Below are 13,397 nucleotides of genomic sequence, written 5' to 3' on the forward strand. Positions count from 1 at the left end.
GTGCACGGGGGCCTGCGGCGTCGTACGGGCTCAGGCGCTGAGGCGGGCGATCGCCTCGTCGACGGTGAGCTCCTCGCGCTCACCGGTACGGCGGTCCTTCAGCTCCACGACGCCCTCGGCCGAGCGGCGGCCGGCGACGAGGATCTTCGGAACGCCGATCAGCTCGGCGTCGGTGAACTTCACGCCGGGCGAGACACCCGCGCGGTCGTCGACCAGGACCCGCAGCCCCACCGCGCTCAGCTTCTCGGAGACGTCGAGCGCCAGCTCGGTCTGGAGCGCCTTGCCCGCCGCGACGACGTGCACATCGGCCGGGGCGACCTCGCGGGGCCAGCACAGGCCCTTGTCATCGGCGGTCTGCTCGGCGAGGGCGGCAACGGCGCGGGAGACCCCGATGCCGTACGAGCCCATCGTGACGCGGACCGGCTTGCCCTGCTGGCCGAGGACGTCGAGCGAGAAGATGTCGGCGTACTTGCGGCCCAGCTGGAAGATGTGGCCGATCTCGATGGCGCGGTCCACCTGGAGGCCGGTGCCGCACTTGGGGCAGGGGTCGCCCGCCTCGACGACGACGACGTCGAGGTAGTCGGAGACCTCGAAGTCACGGCCCGCGACGACGTTCTTCGCGTGCTTGCCCTCCTGGTTGGCGCCGGTGATCCAGGCGGTGCCGGGGGCGATGCGCGGGTCGGCGATGTAGCGGACCTTCTCCAGGCCCTGCGGGCCGACGTAGCCGCGCACCAGGTCGGGGCGGCCCACGAAGTCCTCGGCGGTGACCAGCTCGACGACGGCGGGCGCCAGGTGCTCGCCGAGCTTGCCGAGGTCGACCTCGCGGTCACCCGGCACGCCCACGGCCACGATCTCGCCGTCCACCTTGACCAGCAGGTTCTTCAGGGTCGCGGAGGCCGGGACACCGAGGTGCCCGGCGAGCGTCTCGATGGTCGGGGTGTCGGGGGTGTCGAGCTCCTCGACGGGGCCGTGCGCCGAGCCGTCCACCGCCGTGGCGTTGAAGGTCACGGCCTCGGTGTTGGCGGCGTAGTCGCAGGCGGGGCAGTCGACGAAGGTGTCCTCGCCGGCCGGGGCGGGCGCGAGGAACTCCTCGGAGGCCGAGCCGCCCATGGCACCGGAGACCGCGGAGACGATGCGGTGGTCGAGGCCGAGCCGCTCGAAGATCCGGATGTAGGCGCCGCGGTGCAGCTGGTACGCCTCGGCCAGGCCCTCGTCGGTGGTGTCGAAGGAGTACGAGTCCTTCATCTGGAACTCGCGGCCGCGCAGCACACCGGCGCGGGGGCGGGCCTCGTCGCGGTACTTGGTCTGGATCTGGTAGAGGATCACGGGCAGGTCCTTGTAGGACGAGCACATGTCCTTGACGACCTGGGTGAAGATCTCTTCGTGGGTGGGGCCGAGGAGGTAGTCGGAGCCCTTGCGGTCCTGGAGCCGGAAGAGCAGGTCGCCGTACTCCTCGTAGCGGCCGCTCGCCTCGTACGGCTCCTTGGGCAGCAGGGCGGGAAGCAGCACCTCCTGGCCGCCGATGGCGTCCATCTCCTCGCGGACGACGCGGGTGATGTTCTCCAGGACCTTCTTGCCGAGCGGCAGCCAGGTCCAGATTCCGGCCGCGGTGCGACGTACGTATCCGGCCCGGACGAGCAGCTTGTGGTTGAGCGTCTCGGCGTCGGCCGGGTCGTCGCGCAGTGTCTTGATCATCAATCGGGACATGCGCTGGACCTGGGCCATGGTGAACTCCTGCTCGGAAAGGGTGATGTGCAGGAGGTTAGCCGGGCGGTGCGGGTGGGCGGAAATCCATATCACCCGGACCGCGGGAACGGCGGCGCAGCGGGAGCGGGGCTCCCATCACCGCGTACGGCTGCGGGGCGCTGGGAAAGAGGACCTGCCGGGCCAGGTCCTGGTAGCCGAGGCTGCGGTACAGGCCGCGTGCCGGGCTGTCGGTGTCGATGGCGGAGAGGATCGACCGGGGGTGGCCGACGGCGTCGGTGAGGGTGGTGATCAGCGCGCGCCCGATGCCGAGGTTCTGGAAGTCCGGCAGGACGTGGAGTTCGGTGACGACGAAGGCGTCGTCGAGCCAGTGGGCGCGGCCGGTGTCGCGGAGGTAGGGCTCGACGACGGTCGACCACCACTGGCCGCGCTCGTTGGGCATGCCGTAGACGAAGCCGACGAGCCGCGCGTCCGCGGTGGTGGCGCCGAGGGCACGGGCCTCGGGGTGGTCGAGGTGTCTGAGGACGATGTGGCGGCGCACCTCGACCTCCTCGGAGCCGAGGCCGAAGGCGACGGCCTGCACGGCGAGTGCCTCGTCCACGCGTGCGGCGAGGTCGACGGGCCCGATCCGGACGCCTGCGGTGCGGGGGCCGCCTTCGGAAGCTGCTGCCATGTGCCGACCCTACTGGCCGTGGCGGGGTACGGGGTACGGGGTACGGGTGCGGGCTGTACGAGGGGGCGGACGCGAGGGGTCGGACGCGAGGCTCAGAACAGCACGCTCATGAACGCGCCGGTCTCCCGGAAGCCGACCCGGGCGTAGGCCCGGCGCGCGGGGGTGTTGTAGTCGTTCACGTAGAGGCTGACGACGGGGGCGACATCGGCCAGGGCGTAGCGCAGCACCGCCGCCATGCCCGTCTCGGAGAGTCCGCGGCCGCGGTGTTCGGGGGCGACCCAGACGCCCTGGATCTGACAGGCCTGCGGGGTCGCGGCGCCGATCTCCGCCTTGAAGACGACCTTGCCGTCCTCGATCCGGGCGAAGGAGCGGCCCGCGCCGATGAGTTCGGCGACCCGGGCCTGGTAGAGGAGTCCGCCGTCGCCCGCGAGCGGGGAGATGCCGACCTCCTCGGTGAACATGGCCACGCAGGCCGGCATCAGCAGGTCCATCTCGTCCTTGCGGATGCGGCGGACGTGCGGGTCGGGGGTGATGTCGGCGGACGGGCTCTCGGTGACCATCAGCGGCTGGTTCGCGCGGACCTCGCGGGCGGGGCCCCAGCCCGGTTCGAGCAGCCGCCAGAGCTGGGCGGTGGGCTCGGCGGGGCCGACGATGGAGGAGCAGCGGCGGCCGGTCCGGCGGGCCCGGTCGGCGAAGGCGCGGACGGCCTCGGGGGTGGCGCAGATCGGGACGAGGTTGGCGCCCGAGTAGCAGAGCGAGCGGAGCCGCCCCTCGGCGTACCAGCCCCACATCTCGCCACCCAGGCGCCAGGGGTCGAGCCCCGCGATCCGGACCCGGGACGTGACGAAGGCGTTGGCGACGGGCTCGCTCTCCAGGACGGCGAGAGCGGCACCGAGGTCGCCGGGTTCGAGGACCCGGGTGGTGGTCTGCGTCAACACGAGGGGGCCTCACCATACGGTCTGCTGATTTCCGCACTTTAACCGAAGCGGCCCAGTCGTGCCGCCGGGGGCCGGTTGCCGCCCGGGTCCGCTCATGGCCGCGCCCCGCCGTCGGGTGTCCGTTCGGCGGGGCGCGGGTGCCTGTGGGCGGCGGGTCAGCTGACGGAGACCTCGGGCTCGCCCGAGGCGATGCCGTCCTTCTCCATCTGCTCGGCGATCTTCATGGCTTCTTCGATGAGCGTCTCGACGATCTTCGACTCGGGCACCGTCTTGATGACCTCGCCCTTCACGAAGATCTGTCCCTTGCCGTTGCCGGAGGCCACGCCCAGGTCCGCCTCGCGGGCCTCGCCGGGGCCGTTGACGACGCAGCCCATGACGGCGACCCGCAGCGGGACCTCCATGCCCTCCAGGCCCGCAGACACCTGGTCGGCCAGCTTGTACACGTCGACCTGGGCCCGGCCGCACGACGGGCAGGACACGATCTCCAGGCGGCGCTGACGCAGGTTCAGCGACTCCAGGATCTGGATGCCGACCTTGACCTCCTCGGCGGGCGGCGCCGAGAGCGACACCCGGATCGTGTCCCCGATGCCCTCCGACAGCAGCGCGCCGAAGGCAACGGCCGACTTGATCGTGCCCTGGAAGGCCGGTCCGGCCTCCGTCACACCGAGGTGCAGGGGGTAGTCGCAGCGCTCGGCGAGCTGCCGGTAGGCGTTGACCATCACGACCGGGTCGTTGTGCTTCACGGAGATCTTGATGTCGCGGAAGCCGTGCTCCTCGAAGAGCGAGGCCTCCCAGAGCGCCGATTCGACCAGGGCCTCGGGGGTCGCCTTGCCGTACTTGGCGAGCAGTCGCGCGTCCAGCGAGCCCGCGTTCACGCCGATGCGGATCGGGGTGCCCGCGTCGTTGGCGGCCCGCGCGATCTCCTTGACCTTGTCGTCGAACTGCTTGATGTTGCCGGGGTTCACGCGCACCGCCGCGCAGCCCGCGTCGATCGCGGCGAAGACGTACTTCGGCTGGAAGTGGATGTCCGCGATCACCGGGATCTGCGACTTCCTGGCGATCGTCGCCAGCGCGTCCGCGTCGTCCTGCGTCGGGCACGCCACGCGGACGATCTGGCAGCCGGACGCGGTCAGCTCGGCGATCTGCTGGAGCGTCGCGCCGATGTCCGAGGTGCGCGTGGTGGTCATCGACTGGACCGAAACCGGCGCGTCCCCGCCCACGGCGACCGACCCGACCTGGATCTTGCGGCTGACCCGCCGGTCGGCGAGCTTGGTCGGAACGGAAGGAATTCCGAGAGAAATCGCAGTCATGCGCTGAGCATCCCCAAGGTGTGGATCAAGGTCCCGAGATCGGCGGGCTTTGAGCTTCGAGGTTACGGCACCGGCGGAGTACGGGCGCACACCGCGCACGGGAGCGCCGCGCAACGGTGACGGCCCGGACACGGTGTGCGTGCCGGGCCGTCACCCGCGGTGTACGGAGCGGTGCGTTCAGGTGCGTTCGGGCGTGCCCGGAGGGCGGCGGGGTCAGGAGATCTTGACCGGATTCACGATGTCGGCGACCAGCACCAGCAGGGTGAAGCAGATGAAGACACCGGCGACGACATAGGCGACCGGCATCAGCTTGGCCACGTCGAACGGGCCCGGGTCGGGGCGCTTGAACACCCGGGCGACATTGCGCCGCAGGGCTTCCCAGAGCGCTCCGGCGATGTGCCCGCCGTCGAGCGGCAGCAGCGGCAGCATGTTGAAGAGGAAGAGCGAGAGGTTGAATCCGGCCAGCAGGAACAGCATCATCGCGATCTGGTTCTGTGCCGGTACGTCCAGTGTCATCACCTCGCCGCCGATCCTGGCCGCGCCGACGACGCCCACCGGGGAGTCCGCAGCGCGCTCGCCGTCGCCGAAGGCGGCGTCCCAGAGGCCGGGGATCTTGGACGGGAGGGCGATGATCGACTCGACGCCGTTCTCGACCATGTCTCCCATGCGGACGACCGAGTCACCGAAGGAGAGCGGGACGATCTCGGTCTGGGCGGCGAAGCCGAGGTAGCCGGCCTTCACGAACTCGCCGGGGATCACCTCGCCCTTGGAGTCCTTCTTGGCCACCGAGTTCTTCGCCAGCACGGCGTGGAGGGTCTTCTCCTGGCCGTCGCGCAGGACGGTGAGGGTGGCGGGGCCGATGGTGTCGCGGATCTTGGCGGAGAGGGCGTCCCAGTCGTCGACCTTCTGGCCGTCGAAGGCGACGATCCGGTCGCCCTTGAGGAGCCCGGCCGCCTGGGCGGGCGAGACCGGGTCGGACTTCCCGCACTTGTCGCGGTTCTCGCTCTGGTCGATCACGCACTTCTGGACACCGGCCACCTCGGTGGTCTGGGTCTGGAAGCCGAAGGTCATCGCCACGCCGAGGAAGATCGCGACGGCGAGGACCAGGTTCATGAACGGTCCGGCGAACATGACGATGACGCGCTTCCACGGCTTGCGCGTGTAGAAGAGGCGCTTCTCGTCGCCGGGTTCGAGCTCCTCGAAGGCGGCGGACCTGGCGTCCTCGATCATGCCGCGCCACGGAGAGGTGGACCGCGCCTCCAGGCGGCCGTCCGCCCCCGGCGGGAACATGCCGATCATGCGGATGTAGCCGCCCGCCGGGATGGCCTTGATGCCGTATTCGGTGTCGCCCTTCTTCCGGGACCAGATCGTGGGTCCGAAGCCGACCATGTACTGGGGAACGCGAATGCCGAAGAGCTTCGCGGTCGACAGGTGGCCGAGTTCATGCCAGGCGATCGAGAAGAGCAGGCCGAGGACGAACACGGCGATGCCGAGAATCGTCAGCAGGACCGTCGTCAGACTCATGCGCGCGCCTCCGCTGTCGCTTTCGCCGAGAGTTCACGGGCCCGGGCCCGTGCCCAGGTCTCCGCTTCCAGGACGTCTGCGACCGTGAGCGAAGTTCCCGGGACGGGGGTGCCGTGTTCGGCGACCACCGCGGTGACCGTATCCATGATTCCGTTGAACGGCAGCTGTCCGGCGAGGAACGCGTCGACGCACTCCTCGTTGGCGGCGTTGAAGACGGCCGGCGCGGTGGCCCCGAGCGTGCCGACGTGCCTGGCCAGACCGACCGAGGGGAAGGCCTCGTCGTCGAGCGGGAAGAACTCCCAGGTGGACGCCGTGGACCAGTCGAAGGCGGGGGCGGCGTCCGGGATCCGGCCGGGCCAGCCGATGCCGATGGCGATCGGGCCCCGCATGTCCGGCGGGGTGGCCTGGGCGAGGGTGGAGCCGTCGGTGAACTCGACCATGGAGTGGACGTACGACTGGGGGTGGACCACGACCTCGATCCGGTCGAAGGGGATGTCGTAGAGGAGATGCGCCTCGATGACCTCCAGCCCCTTGTTGACCAGGGTCGCGGAGTTGATCGTGATGACCGGTCCCATGGCCCAGGTCGGGTGGGCGAGGGCCTGTTCGCGGGTGACGTCGGCCAGTTCGTCGCGGGTGCGGCCGCGGAAGGGGCCGCCGGAGGCGGTGACCACGAGCTTGCGTACGTCGGCGCGGGTGCCCGCGCCCAGGGCCTGGAAGAGCGCGGCGTGCTCGGAGTCGACCGGGATGATCTGACCCGGCTTCGCCAGCGCCTTGACCAGGGGGCCGCCGACGATCAGCGACTCCTTGTTGGCCAGGGCGAGGGTGCGGCCCGCTCCGAGCGCGGCGAGGGTCGGGGCGAGTCCGATGGAGCCGGTGATGCCGTTGAGGACGGTGTGGCAGTCGCTCGCGGCCAGTTCCGCCGCGGCGTCGGGTCCGGCGAGGATCTCGGGGAGCGGCTCGCCCGTCCCGTACTGCTCGCTCAGCGCCTCGCGCAGGGCCGGTACGGCGTCCGCCGCGGCGACGGCCACGGTACGCACCCTCAGCCGCCGCGCCTGCTCGGCGAGAAGGGCGACCCGTCCGCCCGCGGCGGAGAGCCCGGTGACGCGGAAGCGGTCGGGGTTGCGCAGCACCAGGTCGACGGCCTGGGTGCCGATGGAACCGGTGGAGCCGAGGATGACGAGATCGCGTCGGCCTTCCGTCGCGTCGAAGACGAGATGCGGATCGGCGAGGGGGGCAGGACTGTCGCTCATGCCCCCCATTGTTGCCGCTTCACCTGTGGCCGCGGACAGGGCGTCCCGCGAGACGGCCCGAAAGACCCTTGACCACGGCCGCGACCGGGGTCCGCCGCGGTGTCGTGCCGTGCGTGGCCCGGGGTGCGCGCGGTCCGTGGACGGGGCTGCTCCGGACGGTTCCTGCGGGCGGGGACGGCTTCCCCGGAACAGCGGGACGGCCTGAACCCCCGCACAGTGGGTTCAGGCCGTCTCGTTGTCACCTGCTGTCGTGCTGTCCAGGCGGAGACACAGGTGACGGGGCGGGCCGGTCGGGCCGGTCCGGTTCCGGGCTACAGGGCGAGGCCGGTGAGGACCAGCACGCGCTCGTAGGTGTAGTCGTCCATGGCGTAGCGGACGCCCTCGCGGCCGACGCCGGACTGCTTGGCGCCGCCGTACGGCATCTGGTCCGCGCGGTAGGAGGGGACGTCACCGATGATCACGCCGCCGACCTCCAGGGCCCGGTGGGCGCGGAAGGCGGTCTGCAGGTCATGGGTGAACACACCGGCCTGGAGGCCGTACTTGGAGGAGTTGACGGCCTCGAAGGCCTCGGCCTCGCCGTTCACCTTCTGCACGGACAGCACCGGTCCGAAGACCTCCTCGCAGGAGAGGGTGACGCCGTCCGGGAGCTCGGTGAGCACGGTCGGCGCGTAGGTGGCGCCGTCCCGCTTGCCACCGGCGAGCAGCTGGGCCCCGGCCTCGACGGCCTCGTCCACCCAGGACTCGACGCGCTTGGCGGCGTCCTCGCTGACCAGCGGGCCGACCTCGGTGGCCGGGTCCGAGGGGTCGCCGGTGACCTGGGCCTCGACCGCCGCGACGATCTTCGGGAGCAGCCGGTCGTAGACCGTGGCGTCCGCGATGACGCGCTGCACGGAGATGCAGGACTGGCCGCCCTGGTAGTTGGAGAAGGTCGCGATACGGGTCGCGGCCCAGTCCAGATCCTCCTCGGAGGCGTAGTCGCCGAGGACGACCGCGGCGGCGTTGCCGCCCAGCTCCAGCGTGCAGTGCTTGCGCGGCACCGACTCCATGATCGAGTAACCGACCGGGCCGGAGCCGGTGAAGGAGATGACGGGCAGGCGCTCGTCCTGGACCAGGGCGGGCATCCGGTCGTTGGGGACCGTGAGCACGGACCAGGAACCGGCCGGCAGGTCGGTCTCGGCCAGCAGCTCGCCCAGGATCAGCGACGAGATCGGGGTGGCCGGAGCCGGCTTCAGGATGATCGGGGCGCCGACGGCGATGGCCGGGGCGACCTTGTGGGCGCTCAGGTTCAGCGGGAAGTTGAACGGCGCGATGCCGAGGACCGTGCCGCGCGGGAAGCGCCGGGTCAGGCCGAGGCGGCCGGTGCCGCCGGCGTCGGTGTCCAGGCGCTGGGCGTCACCGCCGTTGAAGCGGCGGGCCTCCTCCGCGGCGAACCGGAAGACGGAGACGGCGCGGCCGACCTCGCCACGGGCCCACTTGATGGGCTTGCCGTTCTCGGCGGAGATCAGCTGGGCGAGCTCCTCGGTGCGCTCCACCATGCGCCGTACGACGTGGTCGAGTGCGGCGGCCCGGACGTGCGCCGGGGTGGCGGCGAACTCCTCGCGCACGGCGTGCGCGGCCGCGACGGCCTCCTCGATCTGGGCGTCGGTCGGCACGCTGACGGTGCCGACGTGACGGCCGTCCCAGGGGTTGGTGACGTCGAAGCTGTCCTCGCCGGTGGCCTGGCGGCCGGCCAGCCAGAAGGCGTGGGTGGAAGTCATGGAGTTTCCGGCCCTTCGGAGCGGTGGGGGTGTCTTGCCCCCACCGTAGGGCCGCGGGGCCGTTTCGGCGTTTGTCCGGGGTGGAGCAGTGCGCGCCGCGGACGCTCCGGATTGTCGGTCGCGACCCCCTCGGCCGGCGTCTACGGCGCGGGAGCGCTGGTCGCCTTCAGCGCCAGCCACAGCTCCATGCGGACGTCCGCGTCGTCCAGCGAGCGGCCCAGGATCTCCTCCACCCGGCGCATCCGGTAGCGCAAGGTGTGGCGGTGTACGCCTAGGTCGGCCGCGGCGGCGTCCCACTGGCCGTGGTGGGCGAGCCAGGCGCGCAGCGAGGCCACGAGGTCGCCGCGGCCCTTGGCGTCGTGCTCGCGCAGGGAGCGGAGCATGCCGTCGGCGAAGGCACGCACCGCGTCGTCGGCGAGCAGCGGCAGCACCGAGCCGGCCGCCAGCTCCTCGTGCTCGACCAGCGCCCTGCCCCGGCGGCGGGCCACCGAGAGAGCCTGCTCGGCCTGCTTGTACGCGGCGGACACGGCGATCGGACCGGCCGGGGCGGAGAGGCCCACGACGACGACAGCCTCGTCCGGTTTGGCCCCTTCGCCGGTGTTCCGGGCCTCCTGGGCCTCGGCGTACGCGGCGCAGGCGGTGACCGCCGCTCCGCCGTCCGCGGCGAGGACGACGAGCCGGTTGCCCTCGGGTACGGAGAGCACGGTCTCGCCGGCGCGCAGGGCCGCCGCCTCCATCGCCTCGCCGAGCGCCGCGGGGCCGGCGGGTTCGGCGGCCTCCGCGATGAGCAGCCGGAACGGGGCGTCGAGCAGCCCGCCGTAGAGGTCTCCGGCGACGGCTCGGGCGTGGTCGGGCTGGCCGGCCAGCAGCATCCGCAGCACCGCCGCGCCGAGGCGCTGTTCGGCGCCCTGGAGGGAGCGGGAGCGTGCGGTGGTCAGGGTCAGCAGGGCGACGGCGGAGTGGACGGCGTACCGCCCGGCGGTGCCCAGGGCCGCGTCCGTGCCGACGGCCAGCGCGCCGCGGACCTGGCGGCCGGTGCCCAGGGACTGGAGCTCGACCCGGTCCTCGGCGCTGCCGACGACCATGCTGGCGGGGGCGGCACGGTCCCGGAGCCGTTCCACGTCGGGAGTGAGCCGGGCGGCGCGGCGGGCGGCCCACTCGGGGGCGGAGGCGACGACCTGGCCCGCCGCGTCGTACAGCGCGGCCCAGCCGTCGAGGTGGGCGGCGAGCCGGGCGAGCAGTTCGCCGGGGCCCTCACCGGAGAGCGCCGCCCGGGTCAGCTCCCGCTGGACCTCGAAGCCGGCCGTCACGGCCCGGTACTGGTCCTCGGCGATGGCTGAGGACACCGCCTTGGCGATCGCGATGAACGGGGTGCGGCGCGGCACTTCGAGGAGGGGCAGCCCGGCCTCCTCGGCCGCGTCGATCAGCGCCCGCGGCACCTCGTCGTAGTTGACACCGACGGCGAAGCCCAGGCCGGTGACCCCGGCGCCGGCCAGCCGTCGCACGTACCGCCGCATCGCCTCGGGGTTCTCGGCGTCCAGGTTGGTGGCGGTGACGAGCAGGAACTCGCCACCTTCCATGTACGGCACGGGGTCGGTCAGCTCGCTGGCGTGCGCCCAGCGCACGGGCGCGTCGAGCCGGTCCGCGCCGGCGCGCACGGTCAGTTTGAGCGCCGGGCGCTGGACGAGCGAGGCGAGAGTGAGGGGCATGGGGACCGCGGGACCTCAAGGTGTCGGTTTTCGCCGTCCCGTACGAACGGCCACTCCCAATTCTGCCAGGCTGGCCTGGTTCGGCAGGACCGGCGGCGGGAGGGCGCGTTCAGCCGTTCAGATCCACCAGGAGCGGGGGCGCGTGCTCGCCGTCGACGGTCGTCAGGGAGAGCACCGCGTGCCCGGCCGGCACCTGGTGGGCCAGTTCGGAGGCCGACCAGCGCTCCCGCTCGACCTTGCGGACGGTCACCGCGTCGGTGGTGACCGCCTTGCCGGTGACGAGCTTGCGCAGGGCGTGCACGGCGCGGGTGAGGGGCTGGTCGGCGAAGACCGTGTGCTTGGCGACCTCGGTGGTCTCCACCCACTCGGTGCCCCAGGCCTGCGCGAAGAGCCGGCCGTCCCAGGTGGTGACGCCGGAGAAGGTCATGTGGCAGCCGACCGAGCCGAGCAGCGTCGTGTGCAGGGCCTCGGGGACGTCGTCCAGTCCGCGCAGGGTGAGCAGCACTCCGGCGTTGCGGCTGCGCAGCCGCTGCACGGCCCGCACGGACTCGGTGGTGATGGTGTGGGTGGCGTCGTCCAGGGCGAGGAAGGCGAACAGGGAGTGGTCCGCGCGGGCCGTCGCCCCGGCCGTGAACTGGGCGAGCACCAGCCGGGTCAGCAGCCGGGCGGCCTCGGGGTGGGCGCGTTCCGGGAGGTCGATGCGGACCCGCAGCGGGTGTTCGAGAGTGCGCGCCGAGAAGGGGCGGGCGGCGGCCCCGGGGTCGAAGAACCCGGCGAAGGCGGGCCGGTCCAGGGCCGCGAGCCGGTCGGCCAGCCGGACGCCCGGGTCGCCGGGGGTGCCGGTCTGCCGGGCCCGGCCGTCGAGTTCGCGGACGTACGAGCGGTGCGTGTCGGCGTCGAGCCGGGCCCGGAGCTCCGCGAGGGCGCCTGGCGAGCCGTCGAGGAGTTCGCGCAGCACCGGGACGGCGGGGAAGCGGCCGTGGGCCGCCCGGTACGGGCCGAGGAGCTGGGCCAGCGCCGTGGTGGCGCGCCGCGCGTCGACGTCGGCCAGGTCCCCGGCGAGCGCCTCGGCAAGGAGGGCGGCTGCCTCGTCGGCGTCGTCGGTCCCGCTGTACAGGTCCAGGTCGTGGGCGCAGGAGGGGTCGCCGGGCCTGATCACCACGTCGTAGCCCTCGTCGGGCCCGAGCGGCGTACCGGCCGCGCAGACGGCGATGACGACGGCCTTCCCGGTGAGGGCCTGGAGGGCGAGCGACTCCACGACGGGCCGCACCACGTGCCGGGTCTTGCCCGCGCCGAAGGGACCGACGGCCAGCAGGGAAGCGCCCAGCACCGCCGGGTCGACGGCGGCGCCCGCGCCCCGCCGGGCGGCCGGGCTGCGGTCGCGGTCCGGGTAGCGGCCGAGCCGGACCTGCGAGGTGAGCAGGTCGTGGGTGGCGGAGCGGACCGGCAGGTCCCGGGCGCCCGAGGGGTGCGGGCAGGCCCCCGCGCCCTGGCCGAGCACGGAGTCGACGAACGGACGCAGCCGCGCGGAGTCGGCCTCCACGGTGCTCCAGGCGCGCCGGATGCGTACGCAGTCGACGTCGTTCATGCGGCCGGTGCGCTGCTCGGCGACCAGCCGGTCGGCGGCGCCCTGCTGGCCCGCGGCGCGCAGCCGGGGCCAGTCGGCCGGGTCCACCGCCGGGGCCGTCGGCTGTTCCGGGCCGCTCGCGCGGCCGCCGCGCAGCTCGCGGACGATGCCGAGCCAGTTCCCGGCCCGCCCGATCAGCAGCAGGATCACGGCGGCGCCCACCAGGTGGTACACGGTCGTGAAGGCCTCCACCCGGTCCGCGACCTCCTGGGCGGTGCCGCTGTACAGCCAGGAGTAGGGGGTCAGCCCCAGGGCCAGGTCGTCGAAGGGCAGCAGCCCGTCGGCGTTCACGAAGCACCAGACCAGGACGGCCGCGACCAGCCCGGTGCGCACCGCGCGGCCGGGCAGGGGGTGGTCGACGGCGTAGCGGTGGAGGACCCCGCGCCAGTTGCCGAGCCTGCCGAAGCCCCAGATCACCAGGACGGCGACCAGACTGTTGTAGGCGGAGAGCGCGGTCACGGCGGCCATGGGGCGCCGGAGCCCCCACCAGTCGGAGGGGGTGACCAGTTCCAGCAGGACGCGGCTGTGCGGCACGTAGCCGTTGCGCCACAGCGACCAGACGAGCAGGGCGGCGAGCAGCGCCACCACCGCGCCGCCGATCAGTGCCCGGTCGGGCACCCGGTCCGGGTCGGCCTCGGGGCCGGGTACGTGGCCGAAGCGCCACAGGCCGGGCTCGGCCGCCGCGCGCCGGGTCCGCAGCCAGCTCTCGACCGGGGGCCGGGCCGCGGGGGCGTGACCGGGCCTGGGCGGCGCTTCGGGCGGCGGCGGGGTGGCCGGGCGCGGCACCGGATGACCCGAGCGGGTGGAGCGTGAGTCGTTCGTGCCCTCGGTGTCCATGTGCTGTCCCTCGTCCCCTGACCAGCGCCGACCGTATTCCCGGGCGCGGACGCCCGAAGCCCTCAATC

The 13,397-nt window shown here is 72.8% G+C and carries 9 protein-coding genes; all 9 read right to left on the bottom strand.

What is annotated here, in order from left to right; genetic code table 11:
• Window positions 1-30: 30 nt before the first annotated feature.
• Entirely contained in the window at window positions 31-1,725 is a 1,695-nt protein-coding gene (locus tag ACFCV8_RS24050) for a proline--tRNA ligase (protein ID WP_376687489.1), read from the bottom strand.
• Between the two features lie 37 nt (window positions 1,726-1,762).
• Window positions 1,763-2,377, bottom strand: a complete 615-nt coding sequence (locus tag ACFCV8_RS24055) for a GNAT family N-acetyltransferase (RefSeq protein WP_376687490.1) — start codon at window positions 2,375-2,377, stop codon at window positions 1,763-1,765.
• A gap of 92 nt (window positions 2,378-2,469) precedes the next feature.
• The gene (locus ACFCV8_RS24060; RefSeq protein WP_376687491.1) at window positions 2,470-3,315 is read right to left on the bottom strand and encodes a GNAT family N-acetyltransferase; all 846 of its coding nucleotides are present in this window, start codon (window positions 3,313-3,315) and stop codon (window positions 2,470-2,472) included.
• A gap of 155 nt (window positions 3,316-3,470) precedes the next feature.
• Window positions 3,471-4,625, bottom strand: a complete 1,155-nt coding sequence (ispG, locus tag ACFCV8_RS24065) for a flavodoxin-dependent (E)-4-hydroxy-3-methylbut-2-enyl-diphosphate synthase (protein ID WP_376687492.1) — start codon at window positions 4,623-4,625, stop codon at window positions 3,471-3,473.
• A 213-nt stretch (window positions 4,626-4,838) separates the two neighbouring features.
• Complete coding sequence (locus tag ACFCV8_RS24070) at window positions 4,839-6,149, bottom strand: RIP metalloprotease (RefSeq protein WP_376687493.1); 1,311 nt, start codon at window positions 6,147-6,149, stop codon at window positions 4,839-4,841.
• Window positions 6,146-7,408 carry a 1-deoxy-D-xylulose-5-phosphate reductoisomerase gene (gene dxr / locus ACFCV8_RS24075; RefSeq protein ID WP_376687494.1) on the bottom strand — a complete coding sequence of 421 codons (1,263 nt, stop codon included), beginning with the start codon at window positions 7,406-7,408 and terminating at the stop codon, window positions 6,146-6,148. Before dxr ends, ACFCV8_RS24070 begins: the two co-directional genes overlap by 4 nt.
• Before the next feature lie 302 nt (window positions 7,409-7,710).
• Window positions 7,711-9,156: an aldehyde dehydrogenase family protein gene (locus ACFCV8_RS24080; protein ID WP_376687495.1), complete on the bottom strand. Its 1,446-nt coding sequence runs from the start codon at window positions 9,154-9,156 to the stop codon at window positions 7,711-7,713.
• A gap of 140 nt (window positions 9,157-9,296) precedes the next feature.
• Window positions 9,297-10,865 carry a PucR family transcriptional regulator gene (locus ACFCV8_RS24085; protein ID WP_376687496.1) on the bottom strand — a complete coding sequence of 523 codons (1,569 nt, stop codon included), beginning with the start codon at window positions 10,863-10,865 and terminating at the stop codon, window positions 9,297-9,299.
• Between the two features lie 109 nt (window positions 10,866-10,974).
• A complete protein-coding gene (locus ACFCV8_RS24090; RefSeq protein ID WP_376687497.1) occupies window positions 10,975-13,329 on the bottom strand; it encodes an ATP/GTP-binding protein in 2,355 nt (784 codons plus the stop codon).
• Window positions 13,330-13,397 lie beyond the last annotated feature (68 nt).

The organism is Streptomyces sp. NPDC056347 (genome assembly GCF_042262625.1).
Taxonomy (GTDB): domain Bacteria; phylum Actinomycetota; class Actinomycetes; order Streptomycetales; family Streptomycetaceae; genus Streptomyces.

What these genes read in the sequence shown, in the direction of transcription:
- ACFCV8_RS24050 (WP_376687489.1), bottom strand. Translation starts at nt 1,725, where the DNA reads ATGGCCCAGGTCCAGCGCATGTCCCGATTGATGATCAAGACACTGCGC.
- ACFCV8_RS24055 (WP_376687490.1), bottom strand. Translation starts at nt 2,377, where the DNA reads ATGGCAGCAGCTTCCGAAGGCGGCCCCCGCACCGCAGGCGTCCGGATC.
- ispG (WP_376687492.1), bottom strand. Translation starts at nt 4,625, where the DNA reads ATGACTGCGATTTCTCTCGGAATTCCTTCCGTTCCGACCAAGCTCGCC.
- ACFCV8_RS24070 (WP_376687493.1), bottom strand. Translation starts at nt 6,149, where the DNA reads ATGAGTCTGACGACGGTCCTGCTGACGATTCTCGGCATCGCCGTGTTC.
- dxr (WP_376687494.1), bottom strand. Translation starts at nt 7,408, where the DNA reads ATGGGGGGCATGAGCGACAGTCCTGCCCCCCTCGCCGATCCGCATCTC.
- ACFCV8_RS24080 (WP_376687495.1), bottom strand. Translation starts at nt 9,156, where the DNA reads ATGACTTCCACCCACGCCTTCTGGCTGGCCGGCCGCCAGGCCACCGGC.
- ACFCV8_RS24085 (WP_376687496.1), bottom strand. Translation starts at nt 10,865, where the DNA reads ATGCCCCTCACTCTCGCCTCGCTCGTCCAGCGCCCGGCGCTCAAACTG.
- ACFCV8_RS24090 (WP_376687497.1), bottom strand. Translation starts at nt 13,329, where the DNA reads ATGGACACCGAGGGCACGAACGACTCACGCTCCACCCGCTCGGGTCAT.